Source organism: Stenotrophomonas sp. 63632_Sma (assembly GCF_056482875.1).
Window position 1 is genome coordinate 3736577 of the sequence record NZ_CM151220.1, and the last position, 25557, is coordinate 3762133.

The 25557-nt window shown below is 67.1% G+C and carries 22 protein-coding genes; 4 read left to right on the forward strand and 18 right to left on the reverse strand.

The features are described from left to right. Nucleotides 1-8 precede the first annotated feature (8 nt). Genes ACZK45_RS17380 through ACZK45_RS17390 form a run of 3 tightly spaced genes read right to left on the reverse strand, consistent with a single transcriptional unit; the run spans nucleotide 9 to nucleotide 2129 of the window. A complete protein-coding gene (locus ACZK45_RS17380; RefSeq protein ID WP_197616821.1) occupies nucleotides 9-572 on the reverse strand; it encodes a hypothetical protein in 564 nt (187 codons plus the stop codon). After that, nucleotides 569-1771 carry a TonB family protein gene (locus ACZK45_RS17385; RefSeq protein ID WP_197616819.1) on the reverse strand — a complete coding sequence of 401 codons (1203 nt, stop codon included), beginning with the start codon at nucleotides 1769-1771 and terminating at the stop codon, nucleotides 569-571. Before ACZK45_RS17385 ends, ACZK45_RS17380 begins: the two co-directional genes overlap by 4 nt. Beyond that, nucleotides 1764-2129 carry a BlaI/MecI/CopY family transcriptional regulator gene (locus ACZK45_RS17390; protein ID WP_010484077.1) on the reverse strand — a complete coding sequence of 122 codons (366 nt, stop codon included), beginning with the start codon at nucleotides 2127-2129 and terminating at the stop codon, nucleotides 1764-1766. Before ACZK45_RS17390 ends, ACZK45_RS17385 begins: the two co-directional genes overlap by 8 nt. A gap of 118 nt (nucleotides 2130-2247) precedes the next feature. On the opposite strand from ACZK45_RS17390, the gene ACZK45_RS17395 reads away from it, so the two are divergent. Together ACZK45_RS17395 and ACZK45_RS17400 are read left to right on the forward strand one after the other, a co-directional pair. After that, the gene (locus tag ACZK45_RS17395; protein WP_478444996.1) at nucleotides 2248-2805 is read left to right on the forward strand and encodes a flavin reductase family protein; all 558 of its coding nucleotides are present in this window, start codon (nucleotides 2248-2250) and stop codon (nucleotides 2803-2805) included. A gap of 34 nt (nucleotides 2806-2839) precedes the next feature. Then, nucleotides 2840-4792, forward strand: coding sequence for an acetyl-CoA hydrolase/transferase C-terminal domain-containing protein (locus tag ACZK45_RS17400; RefSeq protein WP_478444997.1), 1953 nt, complete (start codon nucleotides 2840-2842; stop codon nucleotides 4790-4792). A gap of 85 nt (nucleotides 4793-4877) precedes the next feature. Here ACZK45_RS17400 and ACZK45_RS17405 read toward each other — a convergent pair whose 3' ends face one another. The 15 genes from ACZK45_RS17405 to ACZK45_RS17475 all read right to left on the reverse strand — a co-directional run bounded on the left by ACZK45_RS17405 (nucleotide 4878) and on the right by ACZK45_RS17475 (nucleotide 21917). Beyond that, the gene (locus tag ACZK45_RS17405) at nucleotides 4878-5183 is read right to left on the reverse strand and encodes a HigA family addiction module antitoxin (protein ID WP_478444998.1); all 306 of its coding nucleotides are present in this window, start codon (nucleotides 5181-5183) and stop codon (nucleotides 4878-4880) included. An 11-nt stretch (nucleotides 5184-5194) separates the two neighbouring features. After that, entirely contained in the window at nucleotides 5195-5473 is a 279-nt protein-coding gene (locus ACZK45_RS17410) for a type II toxin-antitoxin system RelE/ParE family toxin (RefSeq protein ID WP_478444999.1), read from the reverse strand. Between the two features lie 306 nt (nucleotides 5474-5779). Next, a complete protein-coding gene (tkt, locus tag ACZK45_RS17415; RefSeq protein ID WP_049461813.1) occupies nucleotides 5780-7777 on the reverse strand; it encodes a transketolase in 1998 nt (665 codons plus the stop codon). A gap of 476 nt (nucleotides 7778-8253) precedes the next feature. Next, nucleotides 8254-9573, reverse strand: coding sequence for a dicarboxylate/amino acid:cation symporter (locus ACZK45_RS17420; RefSeq protein WP_032127858.1), 1320 nt, complete (start codon nucleotides 9571-9573; stop codon nucleotides 8254-8256). A 57-nt stretch (nucleotides 9574-9630) separates the two neighbouring features. Further along, nucleotides 9631-11334 (reverse strand): BatD family protein, encoded by a 1704-nt coding sequence (locus ACZK45_RS17425; RefSeq protein ID WP_197616973.1) that lies wholly within the window; start codon nucleotides 11332-11334, stop codon nucleotides 9631-9633. Then, on the reverse strand, nucleotides 11331-13169 hold the full coding sequence (locus ACZK45_RS17430; protein WP_197616971.1) for a tetratricopeptide repeat protein: 1839 nt from the start codon (nucleotides 13167-13169) through the stop codon (nucleotides 11331-11333). The genes ACZK45_RS17425 and ACZK45_RS17430 overlap by 4 nt, the downstream gene beginning before the upstream one ends. Then, entirely contained in the window at nucleotides 13166-14170 is a 1005-nt protein-coding gene (locus tag ACZK45_RS17435) for a vWA domain-containing protein (RefSeq protein ID WP_197616969.1), read from the reverse strand. Before ACZK45_RS17435 ends, ACZK45_RS17430 begins: the two co-directional genes overlap by 4 nt. Beyond that, the gene (locus ACZK45_RS17440) at nucleotides 14167-14616 is read right to left on the reverse strand and encodes a DUF4381 family protein (protein ID WP_197616968.1); all 450 of its coding nucleotides are present in this window, start codon (nucleotides 14614-14616) and stop codon (nucleotides 14167-14169) included. The genes ACZK45_RS17435 and ACZK45_RS17440 overlap by 4 nt, the downstream gene beginning before the upstream one ends. Further along, the gene (locus tag ACZK45_RS17445; RefSeq protein WP_049422629.1) at nucleotides 14613-15542 is read right to left on the reverse strand and encodes a DUF58 domain-containing protein; all 930 of its coding nucleotides are present in this window, start codon (nucleotides 15540-15542) and stop codon (nucleotides 14613-14615) included. Before ACZK45_RS17445 ends, ACZK45_RS17440 begins: the two co-directional genes overlap by 4 nt. Nucleotides 15543-15550: 8 nt before the next feature. Further along, entirely contained in the window at nucleotides 15551-16576 is a 1026-nt protein-coding gene (locus ACZK45_RS17450; RefSeq protein ID WP_032127852.1) for an AAA family ATPase, read from the reverse strand. Between the two features lie 196 nt (nucleotides 16577-16772). Beyond that, the gene (locus ACZK45_RS17455) at nucleotides 16773-18746 is read right to left on the reverse strand and encodes a type IV pilus secretin PilQ (protein ID WP_180838615.1); all 1974 of its coding nucleotides are present in this window, start codon (nucleotides 18744-18746) and stop codon (nucleotides 16773-16775) included. A 21-nt stretch (nucleotides 18747-18767) separates the two neighbouring features. Beyond that, nucleotides 18768-19274 (reverse strand): pilus assembly protein PilP, encoded by a 507-nt coding sequence (locus ACZK45_RS17460; protein ID WP_010484064.1) that lies wholly within the window; start codon nucleotides 19272-19274, stop codon nucleotides 18768-18770. Between the two features lie 26 nt (nucleotides 19275-19300). Then, nucleotides 19301-19957 carry a type IV pilus inner membrane component PilO gene (locus tag ACZK45_RS17465; RefSeq protein ID WP_049400744.1) on the reverse strand — a complete coding sequence of 219 codons (657 nt, stop codon included), beginning with the start codon at nucleotides 19955-19957 and terminating at the stop codon, nucleotides 19301-19303. After that, nucleotides 19954-20859 carry a PilN domain-containing protein gene (locus tag ACZK45_RS17470; protein ID WP_478445000.1) on the reverse strand — a complete coding sequence of 302 codons (906 nt, stop codon included), beginning with the start codon at nucleotides 20857-20859 and terminating at the stop codon, nucleotides 19954-19956. Before ACZK45_RS17470 ends, ACZK45_RS17465 begins: the two co-directional genes overlap by 4 nt. Further along, entirely contained in the window at nucleotides 20859-21917 is a 1059-nt protein-coding gene (locus ACZK45_RS17475) for a pilus assembly protein PilM (protein ID WP_010484061.1), read from the reverse strand. The genes ACZK45_RS17470 and ACZK45_RS17475 overlap by 1 nt, the downstream gene beginning before the upstream one ends. Nucleotides 21918-22136: 219 nt before the next feature. Between ACZK45_RS17475 and ACZK45_RS17480 the strand changes: the two genes are divergently transcribed. Continuing rightward, entirely contained in the window at nucleotides 22137-24560 is a 2424-nt protein-coding gene (locus ACZK45_RS17480) for a penicillin-binding protein 1A (protein ID WP_478445001.1), read from the forward strand. A 295-nt stretch (nucleotides 24561-24855) separates the two neighbouring features. Beyond that, nucleotides 24856-25500 carry a hypothetical protein gene (locus tag ACZK45_RS17485; RefSeq protein ID WP_012511978.1) on the forward strand — a complete coding sequence of 215 codons (645 nt, stop codon included), beginning with the start codon at nucleotides 24856-24858 and terminating at the stop codon, nucleotides 25498-25500. Nucleotides 25501-25557 lie beyond the last annotated feature (57 nt).

Genomic DNA, 25557 nt, shown 5'->3' on the forward strand with positions numbered 1-25557 from the left:
GCAAGCGGTCATTTTCCCTGCGTACGCACCACGTGCTGTCCCTTCACGATCTCGAAGGTGAAGGCATACTGCAGGGTGACCGCCACCGGCTCGATGCGCTCGGCGCCGCGACAGTCGCCACGGTCGGCAGGCACCTTGCCAGCCGCGAAGTGGCAGACCGCTGCGGACGAGTACTTCCACATCGCCACGGCTTCCTGCGCCGCCTGCAGCAGGGGCGCATTCTCGCCTGCAGCACCTGCCGCGCACTCCGGGCGATCGTTCAGCGGCACGCTGCGTTCGACACTGCCCTGTGCATCAACCACCACCTGCAGGCAGATGGTGGTCGGTGCCAGCTCCGCACGCGGGTCACGATCACCGACCTCCGGATCCGGCGCCGCGTACAACTGCGGCATCCGGTAGCCCTCGCTCGCGCCCAGCGAATAGGCCTGCAGCTGCCCACTGCCGCCACCGGTCTGCGGCTGCAGGCGCTGATGGCCGACATTCTCGCTGCGGGTATCAACGGTGGTCAGGCGATCCTGGGTCGCGCACCCTGCCAACAGCGCCGCCATCATCAACAGCGGCGCGGACTTCACTGGGAGTCCTCGGTGTTGTCCATGGCATAGGTGATCGGAATCTTCACAGCCCCTGCAACGGGCTTTCCGTTCTTTATCGCCGGACGATAGGTCCAGCTCCGCGCAGCGGCGATCGACACCGCATCGAACACACCCGGATTGCTTGCACTGAGCACCTGGACGTCAGTCGGATGGCCGTTGGCATCCACGTCCACGCGCAGGTTCACCACGCCCACCTGGCGCTGTTCGATGGCGGACTTCGGATAGGACGGTGGCGGCATCTTGTCGACCTCTATCTCCCGATCCATGGCGGCCCCTGTCTGGCCGTCTGCGGCTGCACCGCCCTGGCTGGCCCACGCCACCGCTCCCATTCCCAGACACAACCCGACCACCAGAACTTGCCCCGACACCCACGGCAATGCCTTCCGCTTGGACTGCTTCAACATGGCGATACGCTCCTTCAACACGGGTTGGCTGCGCCAATGGCAGACCGCTGGCGCAACCGGATGGACCAGCTGCGCCTTCAGCAGCGTGCTGGCGTAGAGACCGCGCAGCGCAGGCTGCGGGGCAATGGTGCGGGCATCACAGGCCAGTTCCTGGTCCCGCAGGAAGCGGCGTGCAGCCCATGGCAGAAGCGGATGGAACCAGAACACCGCGCGTGCCATCAGCAGCGCCCCATTGGCCCAGTGATCGCCATTGCGACGGTGGCTGCGCTCGTGCTGCAGGATCAGGCCCTGCTCCTGTGCGGTGAACTGCTGGTCGAAGTCCGGGCCTACCACGATGCGCGGACGCCACAGGCCGACCAGCGCGGGCAGGCCCGGGTCGGCGCTGGCCTGCCAGCTGCCATCGGCGCGTGCACACAGTTGGCCCATGCCACGTTCAAAGCGCCGCTGCGCACGTAGATCGCGTAGCAGACAAAGGACCGCCCCCAGCATCCATGCCAGCAGCAACAGCCCGGCCCACGGCAACGACTGCCCTGCCATGCCTTCGACGGCGCCGGGTACCACTTTCAGCGGCAGCGTCGGCACATGCTCCAGAAGTGCCACCTGTGGCAGCGGCAGCAGCAGGGCCAGCAGCAGCAGCGGCAGCAGCCACCAGCTGCGGTAGGCCAGCCCAGCGCCCCCCAACCGCACGAGCAGCGGTCGCAGCACCGCCAGCAGGACCACGCCCACTGCCAGCCACAGGCTGGCCTGCCACAGTCCGTCGAGCAGCTCAGTCATGGTCCAGCTCCTGGATCAGTTTCTTCAGTTCGGCGATGTCCTGCGCACTCAACTGGCCGCGTTCGCTGAAGTGCGCGACCAGCGGCGCCACACGCCCTTCGAAGACACGGCCGATGAAGTCCTGGCTCTGCGCCTCCACCCACGCCTGTCGCTGCAGCAGCGGCCGGTACAGGTAGCGCCGTCCATCGCGCTCGGCGGCGATCGCCCCCTTGGTCAGCAGGCGGTTGAGCAGGGTCTTGATGGTCGGCTCGGCCCAGTCACGATGGGCCAGCGCGGCCACCACGTCATCGGCGCTACGCGGTGCCTGCTGCCACAGCACCTCCATCACAACGGCTTCGGCTTCGCTGATCGGGGTCATGGTTTACATCCGTAATCGACGATTTGATTACGCGCGTAATCGAACCTCATGTCAAGCCCCTCGACTCCAGGTTCATCCCGGCTGCGCCAGCATCGGTTCCTCCCGCCCCTGGCCCCGGATGAAAGCGCTGCCCAAGAAGGATTTCCCGGTCGAGCAGGCCCGCCGCTTCCTCGAACCCGGCCCGATCGTGCTGGTCAGCACGGCGTGGCGCGGCCAGCGCAACCTGATGACGATGGGCTGGCACATGGTGATGGGCTTCTCGCCCTCGCTGGTCGCCACCTACCTGTGGCACGAGAACCACAGCCATGCACTGGCGCGCGGCAGCGGCGAGTGCGTGATCAACGTGCCGGGGGTGGAACTGCTCGATACCGTGGTGGACATCGGCAACTGCAGCGGCCGCGAGGTCGACAAGTTCGCCCGTTTCGAGCTTGATGCGCTGCCCGCGCGCGAGGTCGGCGCGCCGCTGGTCGGCCAATGCCATTCGTGCTTCGAATGCCGCTTGTACGACGACAGCCAGGTGGCGTCGAACAACCTGTTCATCTGGGAAATCGTGCGCGCCCATGTTGCGCCCCGGCCGAAACTACCGCGCACGATGCATTACCGGGGCGATGGGCAGTTCATGGTGTCTGGCGCCGAAGTCTCGCGTCGACGGCGGTTCAAGCCCGACATGCTGTAATGCCCGCACTCCCCCACACGCAGGACCGCCGCGCATGACCGAACACCTCACCGACCTGGACGCCGCCGTCGACTGGTTGTTTGCGCGCGTGGACGGGCCGCTGCGGATCGGGGCACCGCTGGCACTGGGCAAGCCGCATCGGCTGCTCAATGCCCTTTACGCACGCGTCGAGCACGATCCGTCGCGGCCACTGCAGCTGTATACCGCGCTGTCGCTGAACCCGCCGAAGGCGCGCGGCAACGGCCTGGAAGCGCGCTTCATGGCGCCGTTTGCGCAGCGCCATTTCGGCGACGATTTCCCGCGCCTGGCCTATGCCGATGCGATCGCGCGCGACGCGTTGCCGGCACATGTGCAGGTGGAAGAGTTCTACATGCAGTCCGGCGCCCTGCTCGGCTCGCGGCAGGCGCAGTCCAGCTATACCAGCCTGAACTACACCCACGCCGCCGATGCGGTGGCGCAGCGCGCGCCGCAGGTGATCGTGCAGAAGGTGGCGATGCGGCCGAACGACCGCCGGCTCTCGCTGTCGTGCAACAACGACATCACCCAGGACACGCTGGATGCGATGACCGCTCGCGGGCTGCCTCGCCCGCTGCTGATCGCCGAGATCGATCCGCAGCTACCCTACCTGGGTGGCTCGGCCACGGTCGATGTGTCGTTCTTCGATCTGGTGATCACCCCGCCACCACCGTACCCGGCGTTGTTCGGGCTGCCGCGGCAGCCGGTCGGCGATGCCGACTACGCGATCGGCCTGTATGCCAGCACGCTGGTGCGCGACGGCGGCACCCTGCAGATCGGCATCGGCACGCTGGCCGACGCGCTCAGCCATGCGCTGGTGCTGCGCCACACCGACAACGCGCGCTACCGGCGCGTGCTGCATGCGCTGGATCCGCAGCTGGTCAGCCACCCGCTGGTGCAGGAAATCGGCGGACTGGATCCGTTCGAGGTCGGCCTGTATGGCTGCAGCGAAATGCTCAACGAGGGCTTCCGCCGGCTGGTGCAGACCGGCGTGATCAAGCGCAAGGTGCACGATGACCTGGCGCTGATGCAACGCATCGAGAACGGCAGCACGCTGTCCATCGACCACGCCACCCTGGCTGCCGAAGGCGAGTACCTGCATGGCGCCTTCTACCTGGGCTCGCCGGAGTTCTACGAGTGGTTGCGCACGCTGCCGGAAGACGAATGCCGTGCGATCGGCATGCGCCGCATCAGCGAGATCAACCAGCTGTACGGTGGCAACGAGACACTGGAACGCCTGCAGCGCCGCCACGCGCGCTTCTTCAACTCCTGCATGATGGCCACCGCGCTGGGCGCGGCGGTGTCGGATGCGCTGGATGATGGACGTGTGGTGTCCGGCGTGGGTGGCCAGTACAACTTCGTGGCGATGGCACATGCGCTGCCGGAAGCGCGCAGCGTGCTGATGTTCCGCGCCGCGCGCGATGACAAGGGCCAGCGCGAATCCAACGTGCGCTGGAACTACGGGCACACCACCATCCCACGCCACCTGCGCGACATCTACCTCAACGAATACGGCATCGCCGACCTGCGCGGCCTGACCGACGAGGACTGCGTGCATGCGATGACCGCAATCACCGAGGCCCCGTTCCAGGGCGGCCTGCTGCAGCAGGCACACGCCTCGCGCAAGCTGCTGGCGGCCACGCAACCGGATCCGGAGCGCCAGCAGCGCAACACGCCGCAGGCACTGTCCGCGGCACTGGCACCGTTCCGCGTCGATGGCAGCCTGCCCGACTATCCGTTGGGCAGCGACTTCAACGAGATCGAGCAGGTGCTGGTGAAAGCGCTGGGCTGGCTGAAGGCCAACACGCAGACCCGCGGCGACAAGCTGCGCACGGTCTGGGCAGCGCTGCGGCAACCGGCTGGCGACGGCGATGCGGTGTACCTGCAGCGCATGGGCCTGCAGGCACCCAAGGATTTCGCCGAACGCCTGGACGCGCGACTGCTGCGGCTGGCGCTGGCGCGTACCGCCTGAAAAAAAGGGACGGAGGGGATCAAGTCGTTTGTGCACAAACGACTTAATCCCCTCCGTTCCCTTCTTATCCATGCATGGCGTGGATCTACTGCCCTATCCTCACTGCATCCTCAAGGTACAGGCGGGCAATGGGTGGATGCGCTCGATGCTCGACCTGCCACAGGTCGTATGCTGCCTGCATCGCCAGCCACATGCGGGCATTGCCCAGACCCGCAAGCTCAAGGCGGAATGCGAGTTCCGCGGAAATGCCGGCGTGCCCGTTGATGATGGTCGACAACTGTCCGCGGGAATAGCCAAGATGCTGCGCCAGCGCACTGATCGACATGCTGATCGCCGGCAGGATGTCTTCGCGCAGCGACTCTCCGGGATGCGGTGGATCATGCAACGACATCGAGCAGACTCCTAGTGGTAATCAAGGTAATCGACCAGTTCGACGTCCAGCCCACGAAAGCGGAACACCAATCGCCAACTCGCCGAGACACTTACAGCCCAGTAGCCGTTATAGCTCCCGCGCAGGGGGTGCAGGCGATTTCCGGGCAGCCCCATGTCTCCAGGCAGCCGGGCTTGATCCAGCTGCAGAAGCAAACGCCGCAACCGAGCCACATGATCGGCACGGACTCCGGACATGTCGCCCCGCTCATAGAGCGCCTTCAGGCCCTTGTGCCTGAAGCTGACGATCATGCGGCGCCAGTGTAAGGCATCACCTTACACCCCGCAAATCCACCATGGGTTTCTGCGCCGCTCTTCTTGTCCATGACTACTTCCGGGGGTACCTCGGCAGGCCCTCCTTTTCGCAAGGAATGCAGGCTAGATGAAGAGGCCAACGCGACACTGGTGCCGCAGGGCGCAACATGCCGGACGAAAAAAGGGACGGAGGGGATCAAGTCGTTTGTGCACAAACGACTTGATCCCCTCCGTCCCCTTTTCTCTCGAGCAAAGAAAAGGCCGGCGTGCGCCGGCCTTTCCCTTCCTGCTTCGCGAGGCTGCTTACAGCGCCTTGGCCGCTTCCACCACGTGGGCGGTGGTGATGCCGAAGTGCTTGTACAGCTGGTCGGCCGGGGCCGAGGCACCGAAGGTGTCGATACCGATCACCGCACCGTCCAGGCCGACGAACTGGCGCCAGAAACCGGTAACGCCGGCTTCCACCGCAACGCGCTTGCGCACGGCGTTCGGCAGTACCGATTCACGGTAGGCCGCATCCTGGCGCAGGAACACGTCGGTGGACGGCATCGAGACCACGCGGGTCTTGAGGCCGGCCGCATCCAGCTGGGCCTTGGCTTCGGTCGCCAGCGAAACTTCCGAACCGGTGGCGATCAGGATCACGTCCGGGGTACCGGCGGCATCGGCCAGCACGTAGCCACCGCGCTCGATCTGGGCGATCTGCTCGGCGTCGCGCGGCTGGTGCGGCAGGTTCTGGCGGCTGAACACCAGGCAGCTCGGGCCATCCTGACGGGTGATCGCAGCCTTCCAGCTCACAGCCGACTCGACCGCATCGCACGGACGCCACACGTCGTTGTTCGGGATGTAGCGCAGCGAGGCCAGGTGCTCCACCGGCTGGTGGGTCGGGCCGTCTTCGCCCAGGCCGATCGAGTCGTGGGTGTAGACGTGGATGGCGTGGGCCGGGATCAGCGCGCTCATGCGCACGCCGTTGCGGGCGTAATCGCTGAACACCAGGAAGGTGGCGTCGAACGGAATGAAGCCGCCGTGCAGGGCCAGGCCGTTGGCAATGGCGGTCATGCCGAACTCGCGCACGCCGTAGTACACGTAGTTGGCGTTGGCGTCGTCGCTGGCAACCGACTTGCTGCCCTTCCACAGGGTCAGGTTGGAGTGCGCCAGGTCGGCCGAGCCGCCGACGATTTCCGGCAGCAGCGGGGCGTAGGCTTCGATGGCCAGCTGCGAGGCCTTGCGCGAAGCGATCGTCGGGCCTTCAGCGGCCACCTGGGCGATGTAGGCATCGGCCTTGGCAACGAAGTCGGCCGGCAGCTCGCCGTGCGAACGGCGGGTCAGCTCGGACGCTTCAGCCGGGTACTGGCTGGCGTACTTGTCGAACAGCTGTTCCCACTCGGCCTGGCGCAGGGTGCCAGCGCCATTGGCGCGCCAGCCGTCGTAGATCGCCTGCGGGATCTCGAACGGACCGTATTCCCAGCCCAGCTGCTTGCGGGTGGCTTCCAGCTCGTCCTTGCCCAGCGGAGCGCCGTGGCTGGATTCCTTGCCCGCCTTGTTCGGCGAACCGAAACCAATGGTGGTGCGGCAGCAGATCAGGGTCGGCTTGTCGCTCTGCGACAGCGCGGCCTCGATGCCGGCCTTGATGCTTTCCGGGTCGTGGCCATCGACATCGCGCACGACGTTCCAGCCATAGGCCTCGAAACGCTCCGGGGTATTGTCGGTGAACCAGCCCTCGACGTTGCCGTCGATGGAGATGTGGTTGTTGTCCCAGAAGCAGACCAGCTTGTGCAGGCCCCAGGTGCCGGCCAGCGACGCCGCTTCATGCGACACGCCTTCCATCAGGCAGCCATCGCCCATGAACACCCAGGTGCGGTGGTCGACCACTTCCAGCTCCGGGCGGTTGAAGCGCTGTGCCAGCAGCTTCTCGGCCAGGGCGAAGCCCACGGCATTGGCGAAACCCTGGCCCAGCGGGCCGGTGGTGGTTTCCACGCCCGGGGTTTCGTGGCGTTCCGGGTGGCCGGCGGTGTGGCTGCCCAGCTGGCGGAACAGCTTCAGCTGCTCAATCGGCAGGTCGTAACCGCTCAGGTGCAGCAGCGCGTACTGCAGCATCGAACCGTGGCCGTTGGACAGCACGAAACGGTCGCGGTTGAACCAGTGCGGGTTGCTCGGGTTATGGCGGAGATAGTCGTTCCAGAGGACTTCGGCGATGTCGGCCATGCCCATGGGCATGCCGGGGTGGCCGGACTTTGCGGTTTCAACCGCATCGGCGGCAAGGAAGCGGATGGCGTTGGCCAACTGGCGACGGGTAGGCTGCGTCATGGTTCTGTCGGAATCGGGAGGCGGCCGCGGACGTGCGGGCGGCCTATTGTCCCATAGTCGCCGGGCGGGGGGTCGGTTCACCTTGCCCGGTCGTGCCGGCCACTGGCCGGCAGTTGCGCAGAATTCAATGAAGATCATGAAGTTGCCGGCCAGCGGCCGGCACTACCCGCCCCCGGAGTTCGGGGGCTGCGCCATAGGCGCCGGGGTGTGGAGGTCGGTAAGGGGGGCCCGCGATTCGCATCGCGAAACGTGGGAGCGGCAGCGCGCATGCGATGACGCGTACCCGGCCAGCGGCCGGCACTACCCGCCCCCGGAGTTCGGGGGCTGCGCCATAGGCGCCGGGGTGTGGAGGCCGGTAAGGGGGGGCCCGCGATTCGCATCGCGAAACGTGGGAGCGGCAGCGCGCATGCGATGACGCGTACCCGGCCAGCGGCCGGCACTACCCGTCCCCGGAGTCCGGGGACGGGAATCCGGACTCAGTCCTGCTGCGGGCCCAGCGCCGGGCCATCGTGCGATTCGCCCTTGGCCACCAGGGTGGTCAGGGCCAGGTCGCCGGTCACGTTCAGCGCGGTACGGCACATGTCCAGGAAGTGGTTCACGCCCAGGATCAGGCCGATGCCCAACGGGTTCACGCCCACCATCGCGCAGATCATCGCCACCACCGGCAGCGAGCCTGACGGCACGCCGGCCGTGCCGATGCCACCGAGGATGCAGACCGCCATCACCATGATCTGCTGGCCGATGCTCAGGTCCACGCCGAAGAACTGGGCCAGGAAGATCACCGTCACGCCCTCGAACAGCGCGGTGCCGTTCTGGTTGGCGGTGGCGCCCACGGTCAGCACGAAGCGCGACACGCGCTGCGGCAGGCCCATCTGGTCGGCCACGCGCAGCGCGGTCGGCAGGGTGGCGTTGCTGGAGGCGGTGGAGAACGCCATCACCGTCGCTTCCTGGGTATCGCGGAAGAACGACAGCGGCGAACGACCGGACAGCCATACGGCCGTACCGTAGCTCACCACCATGTGCAGGCCGAGTGCCAGCACCACCACGCCCACGTAGGCACCGAGGCGGATGATCAGCTCGAAGCCGAACAGCGCGGCCAGGTTGAACATGAAGCAGGCCACCGCATACGGGGCCAGGCGGATGACCAGGTTGATCAGGGTCATCGAAATTTCGAACACGCCTTCGATGGCGCGGCGCAGCGGCGCGACCTTCTCGTTGTCGGTCAGCACCATGCCGATGCCGAACATCAGCGCGAAGAACATCAGCGACAGGATCGCGCCGTTGTCAGACGCGGCCTGCAGCACGTTGCTCGGCACGATCGACAGCAGCATGTCCATGCCCTTCGGCGTGCCGTGGATGCCCGCGACAATCTCCTTGCTGCGCTCGGCGTTCTCCGACAGCATCATCGCAGCGACCTGCGGGTCGACGCCCACACCCGGCTTGAGCAGGTTCACCAGCACCAGCCCGATGCCCACGGCAATGCCGGACAGCAGCACGGTATAGGCCAGGGTCTTCCAACCGATGCGGCCAAGGGCGCGGATGTCGCCCATCTCCGACACACCCATGATCAGCGCCGAGAAGATCAGCGGCACGATCAGCATGAAGATCAGGTTGAGGAACAGGCCCGAAGCCGGGGTGGTGATGTAGTCCATTACCCACTTGGCACCGGCCTGCAGACCATCGACGCTGCCGCCCAGGGCGTGCACGATCAGTCCCAGGATCAGGCCGATCGCAAAGCCGATGCCCATCTTCCAATGCAGGGGCAACTTCTTCTTGTCGGCAGCAGCTGCTGTCATGCGCGGGTTTCCTCGAAAAATGAATGCACTCTAACAAAGCGCGCAAGCGGCGCCGGTTCAGGTTCGCCGCGGCGGATACAGCGGCGCCAGGCCAGTGTCAGCGGTGCCGGCAGCCGCCGACCAGTGCGGTCCGTCACGGAAGGCCTCGCGCAAGCGCGCACGCAGCGACGCCAGGTCGCCCTGCCCACCCCAGCGCGCCTGCTGCAGGTCCTGCAGCACCTGTCGCTGTCCGGGGTCAGCCAGGCGGTCGATGACCTGCTCGATACGTTCGACACCGGCCATCGCACACAGCTGCGCTTCCACCTGATCAAACCCTTCACCATCCAGCGCGCGGCGCAGTTCGGCCACGCCGGCACGTCCAGTCGCCACAGCCGGCACAGCGCCCTTGGCCGCCACGCGCGGGCGACGGCCTCGCTGCCAGCCCCACAACAGCGTCAACAGCCACAGCAACGCCAGGCCGATGGCGGCGCCCATCCACGGCCATGGCCGCTCGGACAAACCACTGGCGCGCGGATCGGTCGCCGCGATACGGCTGTCCTGGCCATCGCCATCCGGCAGCGCCGCATCGGTGTCGATCGGCGGCAGCGGTGCAGGTGGCGCACTGCCAGCCCCGCTACCGGCCACCACGTCCAGCGTCAGGTCCGGCAGCTTCGCTTCCTGTGCCTTGCCATTGCGCACGTCCCACCACGGCAGGCGCGGCCCCGGCACCACCAGCGAACCCGGCTGGCGCGGCACGATCGAATAGCGGCGGGTGATCTTCAGCCGCGGCGTACTGCCATTGAAGGTCTCTTCGTACTGCGCAGGTTCTGCGAACACCTGCGCCGCGTTGCCGACGTCGGGCACCGGCAGATCGGTGAACTGCGCGCGGGTAGCGCCTTCGGCAATCGCCTCCACCACCACGTTGGCCGCCTCGCCGGTACGGGCGCTGGTCGGTGCACTGGTGTAGCGCAGCTGCAGGCCCTGCAGCGGCAGCCATGGCTGCGGCGCCTGTGCCGGTTGCGCCTGCACCTGCAACGTGCGATCGGCGCCGGTGGCATTCATGCGCCCGTCGCCGCCGCCGAAGAAATCGTCGAAGAAGCCACCGGCACTGCGCCCGCTGAAGCGCGCACCGGCCAGCCGAAGTGCACCGCTGCGCTCGGGGATCAGCAGGAAGCGCCGCTCGACCACGTTGTAGCGGCGGCCGCTGACCTGTCGCACATCGGTGCGGTCATCGCCCACCCGCTGCAACGACGCGCCGGCCGGTGTATCCAGCACCAGTTCGCCGGAGGCCAGCTGCGAGGCGAAATACAACCGCACCACCACGCCTACGCTCTGCTGCACATACGGTGTCTCGTCATCGACAGCGGTTTCGATGAACGCCACCGCATTGCTGTCGGGACCGGCCACGGCAGCGGCATCCACCTGCAGGGTCAACGGTGCGGTGCGTACGCTGCCCACCTGCAGGCCCGGCACCACCAGTGCACCGCTACGCCGTGGCGTGAGTGCCACGCCATACAGATTGCGCTGCTGCATGCTGCCATTGCTCCACGCTACCTGGCGGCTGCTGGTCTGCCCGCTGAGGTCGAAGTCGGTGCGCAACGGTGTGAAGTCAGGGGCGCCCTGGTCGCTCTCGACATTGAGCGTGACCGTGTCGCCCATCGCGATGCGGTCGCGGTCCAGCCACGCACGCGGCTGCGCCCAGGCCAGCAGCGGCAGCCACAGCAGCAGTGCCGCCAGTACCTGTCGGGGCCAGTGCCCGTGCATGTTGATCGCCCGCGTCATCGCCCTTCCCTCTTCCTGCGTTCGTTTTCCAGCTGGAACTTGGCCCGCAGCAATGCGCCCGGATCATCCGGCACGCGTCGCATCCACGCCTCCACCGCCTGCTGCTCCTCGCGTTGGCGTGGGGTGGTGCCGTCGCTGCCTGGCACGGGCTTGCCATCCTGATCGCCTTTGCCCTCACGTGCCTGCTGAATGGCCTGCTGCATGCGCTGGCGCTGCTGCTCATCAGCCTGGGCCTGCGCTTTGGCATCCTCCACCTGTGGTGGCGCCTGCTGTCCATCGCGGCCTCGCTCGCCGGGCTGCGGGCTCGACTGGTTCTTGTCGTCACCGGGATTGGGCTGGCCCTGCTGACCCGACTGTGGCTGTCCCTGACCGGGATTCTGCTGGCCCTGCTGCGGCTGCTGGCCCTGCGGATTCTGCTGGCCCTGACCATTCTGCGGTTGTTTTTGCTGCCCGTTCTGCGGAGGCTTCTGCTGATCCTGGCCTTTGCCACCCGACTGCTTGCGCTTGCGCGCGGCATCGACCACGGCACGGTTGGCGACCGCATCTGCCATGCCGGGATGCAGTGCCAGCGCGCGGTCGTAGGCGGCAATGGCTTCGTCGTAGTTGCCCTGGCGGGCCAGCGTATTGGCCAGGTTGTACCAGCCCGCATCGCTGTCGATGCCCTCGAACTGCTTGCGGGCACTGGCGAAATCACCGTTGCGGTAAGCCTGCGCACCTTCGGCCAAGCGCTGGTACTGCACCTGGTCGGCGCGCTTCCACAGCGTGCCCGGCGCCGGCGGTGCGGCAGGCACCGCGGGCGCCTGCGCCTGCACATCACTCATCCATGGCAGCAGGCCCACCGCCAGCACCGCCGCCAGCAGCGCGCGGCGTCGGAAGGCCAACAGCGCCAGCAGCATCACCGGTGGCAGCAACCAGAACCCTTCATCACGCCATTGCTTGCCCTCGCCGGGCCGCTGCGCTGCAGTACCTTCGCGTGCATCAAGTACGCCCAGCGCACGCAGGTCACTGTCATCGGTGGCGATGCGGGCATAGCGGCCTCCGCCTGCGGTCGCCACCGCACGCAGGCTGCCTTCATCCAGCGCGGCCTGGCGGATCTGCCCAGTGCCATCCCGGTACGCCGCACCGGCAGATGTGCCCAGCCCCAGTACCGACACCTGCATGCCGAGGCTGCGCGCCTGCGCTGCGGCCAGTGCCGCTTCATCATCCGCCTGATCGCTGACCAGCAGGATCTGCCCCCGCAATGCCCCGATCTGGCGCATCAACCGCGTCGCCCAGTCGATGCCACGGTCGGCGCGTTGTCCGTCGCGCGGCATCACATCCGGCGACAGCGCGTCCAGATACAGCGCGACGTTGCTGCCGTCATCGGTCAGCGGTGCCACGGTGTAGGCATCCTCGGCATAGACCACCAGGCCCACCTGGCCACCCTGGCGGGCACGCAGCAGCTCGCCCACTTTCGCCCGAGCCTGCAGCAGGCGCGACGGCGGCAGATCGGTGGCATTGATCCGGCTGGACAGATCCAGCACGACCAGCAGCGGTGCGCTGGCCTGGAACATCGGTTGTGCCTGCTGCCGCCAACTCGGCCCGGCCATGGCCAGCGCTGCCAGGGTCCAGCCCAGCAGCACGGCCCAGGGCAGGCGTGCACGGCGGCGCGTGCCCGCAGCCAGCAGATGCGGCAACAGGTGGGCATCCACCGCTGTTCGCCACACATCGCTGCGCCGCTGCCGATACAACGCCACCACGATGATCAGCGGCAGCGCCAGCAACGCCCACAGCCATTCCGGGCGCAGGAAGTGCAGCGCGTTCCAGTCAGGAAGATTCGAAGCCAACGCGATCATCGACGGCGCTCCGGCCACAGCCAGGCCAATGCGCCCAGCAGCAACGCCAGGCCCAACGGCCAGGCATAACGCTCTTCGCGCGGACGCAGGCTCGGCCCCTTCGCAGCGATCGGCTCCAGCCGGTCCAGCTCGGCGTAGATGCCGGCCAGCTGTGCAGTGTCGCGGGCGCGGAAGAACTGGCCACCCGTCATGCTGGCAATCTTCTTCAAGGTAGCCTCGTCGACCGGATCCTGGTCGGCGGAAATGGGAATACCGAACAGGCGCATGCTGCCATCACCGCCAAAGGCGACGGTGTGGATACGCACACCCTCGGCACGCGCGACTTCGGCGGCACGCAGCGGTTCCAGCACGCCGGCATTGCTGACGCCGTCGGTCAGCAGAATCAGCACGCGCTGGCCTTCAGGCTGGCTGCGCAGGCGCTTCACCGCCAGGCCGATGGCATCACCGATGGCGGTCTCGCGCCCGGCCAGGCCGACCACGCTGTCGCGCAGCTGGTCGCGCACGCTGGCCAGATCGGCCGTAAGCGGCGTAAGCGTGTAGGCGCGGTCGCCGAAGATCAGCAGGCCGATGCGATCACCGGCACGACGATCAAGGAAATCGGCCAGCACCGCCTTCGCGGCAGTCAGGCGATCCACCGCCTGCCCGCCCAGCACCATGTCGCCCTCGCCCATGCTGCCGGACACGTCCATCGCCAGCATCATCTGCCGGCCCTCCTGCGGCGGCGTGATCGCTTCACCCAGCTGTTGCGGGCGAGCCAGTGCGACGCACAGCGCGCACCAACCCAGCCACAACAGCAGCGTGCGCAGCCACGACACATCAACGCGGCCGCCACCGGCCAGCGCTTCCAGTTCCGTCGCCGCATAGGGCACCCGCAGCGCAGCACCGGGATCGGCACGACGCTTCCACCAGCGCATCAGCAACGGCAACGGCAGCGCCAGCAGGGCCAACGGCCACGCCAGCTGCAGGTCCGGCCATGGCCAGTAACTTGCCAGCAGATTCATCGGCGCCGCTCCAGCAGCATGGCCAGATAGCGCTCGCGCGCCCAGCTGCGCAGCGCCGCCACATCGTTGGCGTCCACCCGTGGGCGATAGGCGCCTTCCGCCAGCAGACTGCGTCGTGCCGCGGGGAGCGTGCCTTTCGGATCCACGCGCTGCCACCAGGCATCATCGCGCAGGGATTCACTGCCGGGCTGCGCCTGGCGTGCGGCGCGACGCAGCAGTCCGGCGATGGCTGCCAGTTCCGCAGCAGCATCGGCGGTAGATGCCAGCTCCTGATCGAACAGCTGCAACCAGCGTTGGCGGCGACGGCGACGCTGCCACCAGAAGAAGGCCGCCACCACCAGCAACAGCAGCACCACGCCGCCGATCATCAGATAGCCCGGTGCCGGCGGCCACCATGATGGGGCGGGTGGCACCTGCACATCGCGCAGCGGCAGGTTCGCGCTCATGCCGGCACCTCGGTCGGTGATGGCGCCAGCCAGGCATCGCTGGGCGCGTCGGTGGACAGCACCTGCACATCGACGCGGCGCGCTCCCAGCTGGCGCCGCAGGTCCTGCAGCGGTTCGACGAAGTGGGCCTGCCAATGAGCCTGGACCTCGCTGCGTCGCAGGTCGAGGCCGATGCGCTGCTGCAGGGTCTGGAACTGCAGCGCGGCTGACGGAGGCTGCAGTTCCAATGGATCCACCAGCAGCACCAGACTGAGGTCGTGGTGCTGGGCCAGCGCACTCCAGCGCGCCGGCGGAATACGGATGGCCTGCTGCGGATCGGCCAGCACCAGCACACGTGCACCCGGGCGCAGGACGCGACCGGCATGGTCCAGCGCACGTTCCAGGCCAAGGTCATCGGCCGGGGGCTGCGCATACCAGCGGGTGAGCGCGTCCAGCACGCGCAATACGCCGCGCGGGCCGCCTGCCGGTGCAATCGGTGGTTCACGGTCGCTGCCACGCAGGGCGCCGATGCGATCGCCACGACGCTGCGCCGACCACGCGGCGACGGCACCCGCGCGTGCAGCCTGCACCGATTTGAAACGCACGCGGGTGCCGAAGTACAGGGCCGGCGAGGTATCGGCCACGATCAGGCTGACCCGCTCGCGTTCGGCCTGGAACAGCTTGGTATGGGCACGTCCGGTACGCGCGGTCACCCGCCAGTCGATATGCCGTGCATCATCACCGGCCACGTACTCGCGTGACTCGGCATATTCCATGCCACGCCCGCGCAGCGGCGACGGCGCCTGCCCGGCGTTGCCGGCGCGGCCACGGCGTGGCGGCGGCGGTCGCTGTGCAAGGCGGCGCAGCGCCACCAGTTCGGACAGTTGCGGGCGCAGCCCGTCACCGTCACTGACGGAGGAGGCGTGGTGCAGGGATGGATCGGTCATGCGCAGGCTCAGGGTGCCGGCACCCGGGCCAGCAGCTCCTGCACCAGGCGCTCACCATCCCAGCCTTCAGCGGTGGCTTCGTAGCTGGGCAGCACGCGATGGCGCAGCACGTCGGCAGCAACCGCACGCACGTCATCGGGGGTGACGAAATCGCGGCCGGCCAGCCAGGCGCGCGCGCGCGCACAGCGTTCCAGCGCGATGGAACCGCGCGGGCTGGCGCCCCATGCAATGCGGCGGCCAAGGCCAGCGTCATAGCGCGACGGATCACGCGAGGCCAGCACCAGCTCGATCAGGTAGCGTTCCAGCGCCGGCGCCATGTGCAGGTCCAGCACTTCGCGGCGGGCATCGAACACATCCTGCATCGGCAGCTTTTCCGGCGCTTGTGCGGCTTCGCCCAACGCACCACGGGCGCGCTCGCGAGCCAGGCGCAGGATCTCCGATTCGGCGGCCTGGTCCGGGTAGCCGATGCGCACATGCATCAGGAAACGGTCCAACTGCGCTTCCGGCAGCGGGAAGGTGCCTTCCTGCTCGATCGGGTTCTGCGTGGCCATCACCAGGAACAGCGGCGGCAGCGCGTAGGTGTGGCGGCCCACGGTGACCTGGCGCTCGCCCATCGCTTCCAGCAGTGCCGACTGCACCTTGGCTGGCGCGCGGTTGATTTCATCGGCCAGCAGGATCGGATGGAAGATCGGGCCGGGTACGAATTCGAAGCGGCCTTCCTGCGGGCGCCAGATCTCGGTGCCGGTCAGGTCGGCCGGCAGCAGGTCCGGGGTGAACTGCACGCGGGCGAAGTCGGCCTCCAGGCGCGAGGCCAGCGCGCGGATCGCCGTGGTCTTGGCCAGGCCCGGAGCGCCTTCCACCAGCAGGTGGCCATCGGCCAGCAGCGCGATCAGCAGGCGTTCGACCAGCGCGGCCTGGCCGACGATCTCGGCCGACAATGCGTCGCGCAGCTGGCTGAAAGCGGCATGCAGGCGGGAGGTGGCCGGCGCGGACGGCGGCGAGACGGTTTCGGGCATCGGCGGTGGCAGGTTCATGGGGGCCTTTGACCGGCGCGGGACGGCACGGGTTCCCGACATCATCGCAGGGTGCCCTGCGAATGGCATCAAGAACGGCTGAACGACCCATCCACGCATGGCGTGGATCTACTGGACATGGGCGGCGTGGATCTACGGGCGGAAACGCAGAAGGGCCGCGCAGGGCGGCCCTTCTGCGTTTCGCGGAGGCGCGGGCTCAGTTCTGCTTGGCCACGCGCAGCACCTTCGGGGTCACGAACACCAGCAGCTCGGCCTTGTCCTTGTTGCGGCCGCGCTTCTTGAACAGGTTGCCCAGGAACGGCACGTCGCCCAGGAACGGCACCTTGCTGATGCTGCTGCGGTCGGTGAACTCGTACACACCACCGATGACCACGGTCTGCCCATCCTCGACCAGCACCGCGGTGTTGACCTCACGGCGGTTGATCGACGGTACCGTGCCGTAGCCCTGCAGTTCGATCAGGCGGTCAACTTCGTCCTTCTTCACCTGCATGTTGAGGAACACGCGGTTGTCGTTGGTGATGGTTGGGGTCACCCGCAGTTCCAGCACCACTTCCTTGAACTGCACGTTCGGCGTGGAACCGGCGCCACCGGCAGCACCGGTGCCGCTGATGGTGACGTAGCCGATTTCCTTGCCCTGCTTGATCATCGCCTCGCGCTGGTTGGTGGTGACCACGCGCGGGTTGGAGATCACCTCACCCCGCGATTCTTCCTGCATGGCCGACAGCTCCACGTCCAGCAGGTAGCCTGCGTTGAGGATCGACAGCGCCAGCGAACCCGGATTGCTGGCCGTAGCCACCGGCAGGTTCCAGTTCAGGCCACGCTTGATGGTCGGGCCGCTGGGAATCGGCGCCGGGCCGACGCTGCCACCGGCCTGCCACTCACGGACCGCCTTGGCGTTGGCCAGTGCGGTATCGACCTGCGACTTGCGGGTTTCCTCGTTGGCAGCGAGGCTGCCGCTGAAGTACACGTTGTCGCGGCTGCCGCTGATGCCGAACTTCGCACCCAGCTCGCGGGCGAAGGTGTCGGTCGCGATGACGATGCGGCTTTCGATCAGCACCTGGTCGACCGGGCGGTCGATCACACTGATCAGCTCGCGCATGCGCGCGATCTTCTTCGGAATGTCGCTGATCATCAGCGTGTTGGTGCGCTCGTCGGCGACGATGCGGCCCCGCCCGGACAGGAAGCCACTCTCCTCCTGCGACGAGCCGCCACCACCGCCATTGCCGCCACCACTGCCGCCACCGATGCCCTTGGCCTCGGTCAGCGCTTTGAAGATCTGCGTGGCGCTGTGGTAGTTGATCTGGACGTAATCGGTGACCAGGTCTTCGCGGTTCTCGATGGCGATGCGCGCGTCTTCCTTCTCCTGCTCGAACTTGGCCAGCTCAGCCTGCGGAGCGACCCAGATCACGCTGCCATCGCGACGTTTGTCCAGGCCCTTGGCACGCAGCACGATGTCCAGTGCCTGGTCCCACGGCACGTTGACCAGGCGCAGGGTCACATTGCCCTGTACCGAATCGGAGGCCACCACGTTGAGATTGGATTCCTCGGCGATCAACTGCAGCACGGTGCGCACCGGCACGTCCTGGAAGTTGAAGGTCACCGGCTTGCCGGTGAAACCGCGCTGACCAACAGCCTTGGCAGCCTGGGTGACGCTGCCGGCGGTGACTGCACCGACGGCGGCCGGCGCCTGCCGCGGGCTGATCTCCACCACGTACTCGTTGCCACTCTGGTAGGCCAGTGATTCGACCGCACCGCCGGTGCTCAGCACCAGCTGGGTACCGGCACCGGACGGCTTGGCGTCGATGCGCTGCACCGGCGTGGCGAAGTCGATGACGTTCATCGGCTTCTGCAGGTTGGCCGGCAGTCGGGCGTTACCGACATCGACCACCACGCTGTTGCCCTGCGTACGCAGGTCCGGAACCGCGCCCTGGCCGTCAAACTGGACGATCAGGCGCCCGGCGCCATCATCGCCGCGCTTGAAATCGATCTTGGCCACCGACAGGCCGGCCGGCGCTGCCGCCGGTGCCACGGTGGCGCCCACCGGCTTTTCCGCCGGTGCGGCGGCCAGCGCCGGAGCGCAGGCCAGCATCAGCGCGACTCCCAACGCGCTGACACGGTTCAAGGTAGAGCGCCGGATGGGACGCAGCCCCTTGGCTTGGTGAAAGGTCATCGTGCTATCCCCAGTAAACGATCATTGATCTTCAAGCGAGAGCGTTGCCGGCCGTTCCAGCCAGCCACCCGCGCCATCCGGCACCAGTTCGATCAGCTCCACGTGGTCTTCGAAGACCGCCGTGACCCGCCCGTCGCTCTGCCCCAGGTAGCCGCCCGGGCGTACCCGGTAGGTCACCTTGTCCGGCCCCATCACCAGCGCCACGGTGGCGGCTCCGGTGCCGATGGTGCCGACCATGTCCAGTGCGTCCAGCGGGAAGCCTTCCAGCGGCTCCTTGCGCCGGTTCGGATCCGGACGCAATCCGCCATTCCCCTGCTGCGGATTGGTCCAGGCATCGGTGAACGGATCGCGCAGACCCTGTGCGGAGTATTCGAAGGTTTCGAACTGCTGCATCACCGGCAGCGGCTCCAGCGGCTGCGCCGGTCGCGCACGCTCGCCTTCCACCCACTTTTCAAGATTCGGTGCATCACCCGGCGTGCTGGTCACATCGCGGCCGCAAGCGGCCAGCATCAGCACGACGGCAGCCATCCCACAACGCGCAAAGAGGGAACGGATCACTTCTTCTCCTCCTTGCCGGCGTCAGCCGCCTGCTGTGCCTGCACCTCGGTCTCATCCAGATAGCGGTAGGTCTTGACCGTGCCGGACAGCTCCAGCGCACCACTGCGGGCGTTGCCGCTGGTCTTGTCCTTGGGCTTGAGGTTGATGTCGTGCATGGTCAGGATGACCACGCGCGGCAGCGACGCCACGCCACTGACGAAGGCACCGAACTGGTGGTAACTGCCCACCATGCGCAGCTTGATCGGCTTCTCGGCGTAGAACTCCTTGACCTGCTCCTGCTCCGGCTCGAACAGCTCGTTGGTCAGGCCGCTGGACAGCGCAGTCTGCGAGATGTCGATGATCAGGTCCGGCATTTCGGTCTTGCTGGGCAGCTGCCGCAGCATCTGCTGCAGCACCTGTTCCATCTGTGCCAGCTGCTGCTTCAGCGGCGCCAGGTTCACCGCACGCTCCTGCTGCTTGGTGAACTCCGAACGCAGCTCGACTTCCTTCGATTCCAGGCCGGCCAGTTCCTCGCGCTTGCCACTGATCAGCAGCATCCACGCCACGAACATGATCACCAGCGCCAACAGCGAGCAGAAGACGATCTTGGCCTTCTGCGGCCAGTTGCCGATGTCGTTGAAATCCAGGTTCTTCAGATCGATTTTCTGGCTCATGCGCGATCCCCCTGCAGCGGGGCGTTGAAGGCCTGCGGCGGCTGCGCCAGGCGGCTGCCCTCGGACTTCGGCGCAGGCTTTGCAGCCGGGGCTGCCGGCTGGTTCGGCGTAGCCGGGGCCGGGGTGGCAGCAGGTGCGTTGACCGGCGCGGCGGCGGGAGCGGGTGCAGCCGGTGCAGCCGGTGCAGCAGCAGGCTGGCCGGCGGCCGGTGCAGCAGGTGCCGCTGCATCCGGGCCGGCTGCAAGCGGTGCCACTGTGGGCGGAGCCGGCGCTGCCACCGAACCATCGGCGTTGAGGCCTGGCGTACCGGCCACTTCCTCACTCTGTGCCGGCAGCTTCACCTTGACCACGAACACATAGGGCAGCGCCTTGATGTCGGCCAGCGGGCCCACCTTGCCGTCCTTGTCCTTCTCGGGATCACGCGCTTCGATGATCGACAGTTCCGGGTTGGTCATCCAACCGGAGGTCTCCAGATTGCGCATGTACGCCGAAACACGGGCATTGGACTGGGTGCGGCCTTCCAGGGTCAGCACGTCGCCTTCCTGCTTCAGCGCGGTCAGCACCAGGCCATCGGGAATCGTGCGCACCAGCGCATCGAACAGGTGCACCATCTGCGAGCGCTTGGCCTGCAGTTCCTCGATCACCTTCTTGCGGGCCAGCAGGCGTTCCTTCTGCGCGTCGAGGCGGTCGATTTCCTTGTTCTGTTCCTTGACCTTCTCGATCTCGGCTTCCAGATAGGCGTTGCGGTCCATCTGGCCGCTCACCTGGCGGTCGTAGTAGAACCAGATCACCAGCGACAGCAGCAGGCCACCGATCGCGGCCATGCCCAGCATTGCGTAGAACTCGCGCTGGCGTTGCTTGCGCCGCTCGGCGCGCCAGGGCAATAGATTGATGCGTGCCATCAGTCGAAGCTCCTCAGCGCCAGACCGGTTGCGATCATCAGCGCGGGGGCATCCTGGGCCAGCGCATGCGCGTTCACCTTCGGCCCCAGGGTCATCTGTGCCAGCGGGTTGGCGACCACGGTCGGCACGCCCAGCTGTTCCTCGACCATTTCCGGCAGACCGCCCAGCACGGCGCAGCCGCCGGCCAGCACGATGTGATCAACGCGGTTGAACTCGCTGCCTGCATAGAAGAACTGCAGCAGGCGGCTGATCTGCTGGACCGTGGCTTCCTTGAACGGCTCCAGCACTTCCATCTCGTAGCTTTCCGGCAGCCCGCCCTGGCGCTTGGCCAGTCCGGCTTCCTCGTAGCTCAGGCCGTAGCGGCGCATGATCTCGTCGGTCAGCTGCTTGCCACCGAACACCTGTTCGCGGCTGTACAGGCTGCGGCCGCCGCGCAGGACATTGAGGGTGGTCATGGTGGCACCGATGTCGACCAGCGCGACCACACCCTCGATGGATACCGGCAGCTCGCTGGCGACCAGGGCATAGGCGTTCTCGACCGCGAAGGCCTCCACGTCCATCACCTTGGCCTGCAGGCCACCCAGCTCCAGCGCCGACTGGCGCAGTTCCACGTTCTCCGAACGCGACGCGGCCAGCAGCACCTGGACCATCTCCGGGTTGTTCGGGATCGCCCCGATCACCTCGAAGTCCAGGTTCACTTCCTCGATCGGATACGGAATGTAGTTGACCGCTTCCAGCTCGATCTGGGCTTCCATGTCGTTCTCGTCGAGCTCGGCCGGCATCGGGATCACCTTGGTAATCACCGCCGACCCAGCGACGGCGGCAGCGGCCAGCTTGGCCTTGCTCCCCGAGCGGTTCATCGCGCGGCGGATGGCCTCACCCACGGCCTCCACTTCCACGATGTTCTTCTCCACCACCGCATTCGGCGGAAGTGGTTCCACAGCGTAATGTTCCACACGAAAACGATTGCCACTGCGGGACAGCTGCAAAAGCTTTACCGCAGTCGAACTGATGTCGACGCCTACAAGCGGCGACTGACTTTTTGGGATGAGCCCCACGGTTTCTCCCCTGCCGACGGGCACTTGGACGCAAGACCTGCGCCCGAGCATTAATAACGTATTCTTAGCAAATGGCAACGGCCCTGCTGTGAAGTCCCTCACGGATTCACCATGCAGCCCCTGACTGTTCCCCTTGCGCTCCCCGGTGCCGACCCCAGCCGCCACCTTGCGTAATCTATACTCTGCGACCACGAAATTCGCAATCGGAATCTGAACCCGATGACTCGACTCCGCCGCTGGCTGCGCTGGATCTTCCTGATTGTCCTGGTCCTGGCGCTGATCGGCGCGGCCGCCGTGGGCGGTCTGTACTACGCCGTGTCCTCCAAGCTTCCCGACGTGCAGACCCTGCGCGACGTGGAAATGCAGGAGCCCATGTACGTCTATGCCGCCGACGGCAAGCTGATGGCGGTGTTCGGCGAGACCCGCCGTACCCCCATCACCATGAAGGACGTGCCCGAGCGCCTGAAGCAGGCGTTCCTGGCCACCGAGGATGCCCGCTTCTACGAGCATGGCGGTGTGGACTACATGGGCATCGGCCGAGCGGTGTGGCTGCTGGCCACCACCAACGACAAGCGCGTGCCGGGTGGCTCCACCATCACCCAGCAGGTGGCCCGCCAGTTCTTCCTCAGCTCCGAGTACAGCTACACCCGCAAGCTGGCCGAGATCCTGCTGGCGCGGAAGATCGAGTCCGAGCTGAGCAAGGACGAGATCTTCGAGCTGTACCTGAACAAGAGTTTCTTCGGCAACCGCGCCTACGGGGTGGCCGCCGCCGCCGAGTTCTACTACGGCAAGAAGCTGAACGAGCTGGACCTGGATGAAATGGCCTCGCTGGCCGGCATCCCCAAGTTCCCGTCTTCGGGCAACCCGATCTCCAACCCGGAACGTGCCCGCCAGCGCCGCGACAACTATGTGCTGCAGCGCATGGCCGACCTGAAGTTCGTCAGCCAGGCCGAGGCCGATGCGGCCAAGGCCGTGCCGATGCACGCCACCGCGCATGAACCGCCGGTGCAGGTCGATGCCCCCTACGTGGCCGAGCTGGTGCGCCAGGAAATGATCGCCCGCTTCGGCGGCGATGTGGTCAACAAGGGTTACCACGTCACCACCACCATCGATGCCACCCTGCAGACCGCCGCCAACCAGTCGGTGCGCGACGGCCTGCTGCTGTACGACCACCGCCACGGCTGGCATGGCGTGGAGAAGCAGGTGCAGGTGGGTGCCGGCGAAGACGCCGCTGCCCTGGCCGAGCACCTGCGTGGCATGTACGGCCAGGCCGGCCTGCTGCCGGCCATCGTCGCCAGCACCGGTGCCGATGGCAGCGCAACGGTGGTGCTGGCAAACCGCAGCGAGATCGTGCTGCCGGCCGGCGCCGCCAAGTGGACCAACAAGACCCCGGGCAAGCTGGTGCAGCGCGGCGACATCGTGCGCGTGCGCGCCGGGGCCAAGGAAGGTGAGTGGCTGCTGGACCAGATCCCGCGCGGCCAGTCCGCACTGGTCTCGCTGGATGCCCACAACGGCGCGTTGAAGGCGCTGGTGGGTGGCTTCAGCTTCTCCGGCAACAAGTTCAACCGCGCTACCCAGGCACGTCGCCAGCCGGGTTCGAGCTTCAAGCCGTTCGTCTACGCCGCCGCCTTCGACAAGGGCTACAACCCGGCCTCGATCGTGCTCGACGCCCCGGTGGTGTTCCGCGACCGCCGGGGCAAGACCTGGGCCCCGCAGAACGACGGCGGCGGCTTCCGCGGCCCGATGCGCCTGCGTGAGGCGCTGGTGCAGTCGCGCAACCTGGTCTCGGTGCGCCTGCTTGATGGCATGGGCGTGGACTATGCGCGCAAGTACATCAGCGAGTTTGGTTTCGCCGAATCGGAACTGCCGCCGAACCTGTCGATGTCGCTGGGTACCGCCTCGCTGACCCCGTTGTCGGTGGCCCGCGGCTACGCCGTGTTCGCCAACGGCGGCTCGCGCGTGGATACGTGGCTGATCGACCAGGTCAATGACCGCGACGGCAACCTGGTGTTCAAGGAAAACCCGGCACTGGCCTGCCGCGACTGCGCCGGCAGCAGCGACCAGCCGGTCAACCAGGTGGTGGACGGCTTCAACTTCGGTGCCCCGGCCCCGAATGTGGACCCGGCTGCTGCCGCCAAGGCCGAAGCCAAGACCGAGACCCCGGCCGCGCCGGTCAACCCCGATGCCCGCACCGCCCCGCGCGCGATCGACGCCCGCACTGCCTACCAGCTGGTGTCGATGATGCGCGACGTGGTCCAGCGCGGTACCGGTGCCCAGGCCAAGGTGCTCGGCCGCGAGGACGTGGGTGGCAAGACCGGCTCCACCAACGACCACCGCGACGCCTGGTTCTCCGGCTTCGGCGGCCCGTACGTGACCACCGTGTGGGTGGGCCGCGACGACTTCCGCTCGCTGGGTTACCGCGAATACGGTGGCAAGGCCGCCCTGCCGATCTGGATCGACTACATGCGCACCGCGCTGAAGGACACCCCGATCGCGCAGAACGAACCGCCCAGCGGCATGGTCCAGGCCACCCTCAACGGCGCCACCGAGTGGGTGAAAGTGGAAGACATGGACCGCCTGACCGACTACGACCTGAACCTCAATACCCCGCAGGCCGACGCCGCCGCGTTCGATATCTTCTGAGGAAGGGTACGGTGGGTGCCGCTCTGGTAGATGCCAACCTTGGTTGGCACCGATGCCGCCCCGGTAGTTGCCAACCTTGGTTGGCGCCCTGTGCCGACCAAGGTCGGCACCTACCAAAGCCTTGGTGGGTGCCAACCTCGGTTGGCACCGATGCCGCCCTGGTAGATGCCAACCTCGGTTGGCGCCCCGTGCCGACCAAGGTCGGCACCCACCAAAGCGGTTGCATCCGCCATACCCACGCAGATGTCACATCCGTGCGCTAGTCTGTAGCCAGGTCGCAACAGGGAGTCATCGCATGCATCGCGCCCGTCAGCATGCTGCCAGCCAGACCCGCGAGCGGCGTCACCGCCTCGCCCACGAAGCCGCCCGCCTGATGGCCGAAGGCGGCATCCGCGACTACCACCAGGCCAAGTTGAAGGCCGCCAGCCGGCTCGGCATCCACGACGATGCCTCCCTGCCCCGCAACACCGAGATCGAAGACGCCCTGCGCGAGTACCAGCGGCTGTTCTCCGGGCCCCAGCACGGCAACGAACTGCAGCGCCGCCGCGAAGCCGCGATGCGCGCGCTGGAGTTCCTTCACGGCTTCGCCCCGCGCCTGGCTGGTCCCGTGCTGGACGGCACCGCCGACGCCAACAGCCCCGTGCAGCTGCACCTGCACAGTGACGACCCGGAAGCCGTGCACCGCTTCCTGGACGAACACGGCATCCCCGCCGAATCGCGAACACGCCGCCTGCGCATGGACCGCGAACGCTGCCTGGACGTGCCGGTGTGGGTGTTTAGTGCCGAAGAGCTGACTTTCGACCTGGCCGTGTTGCCGTATGACGCCCTGCGTCAGGCACCGCTGTCACCGGTGGATGAGAAGCCGATGCGACGCGCGTCGGTGGCGCAGTTACGGCAGGTGCTGGCCGAGGCGGAGATCACCGCGTACATCGGCGGGTGACGGTAGCGCCGGTCCATGGCCGGCGAGCGCAGCGGTGCCTGCCTTGGGTGGGTGCGG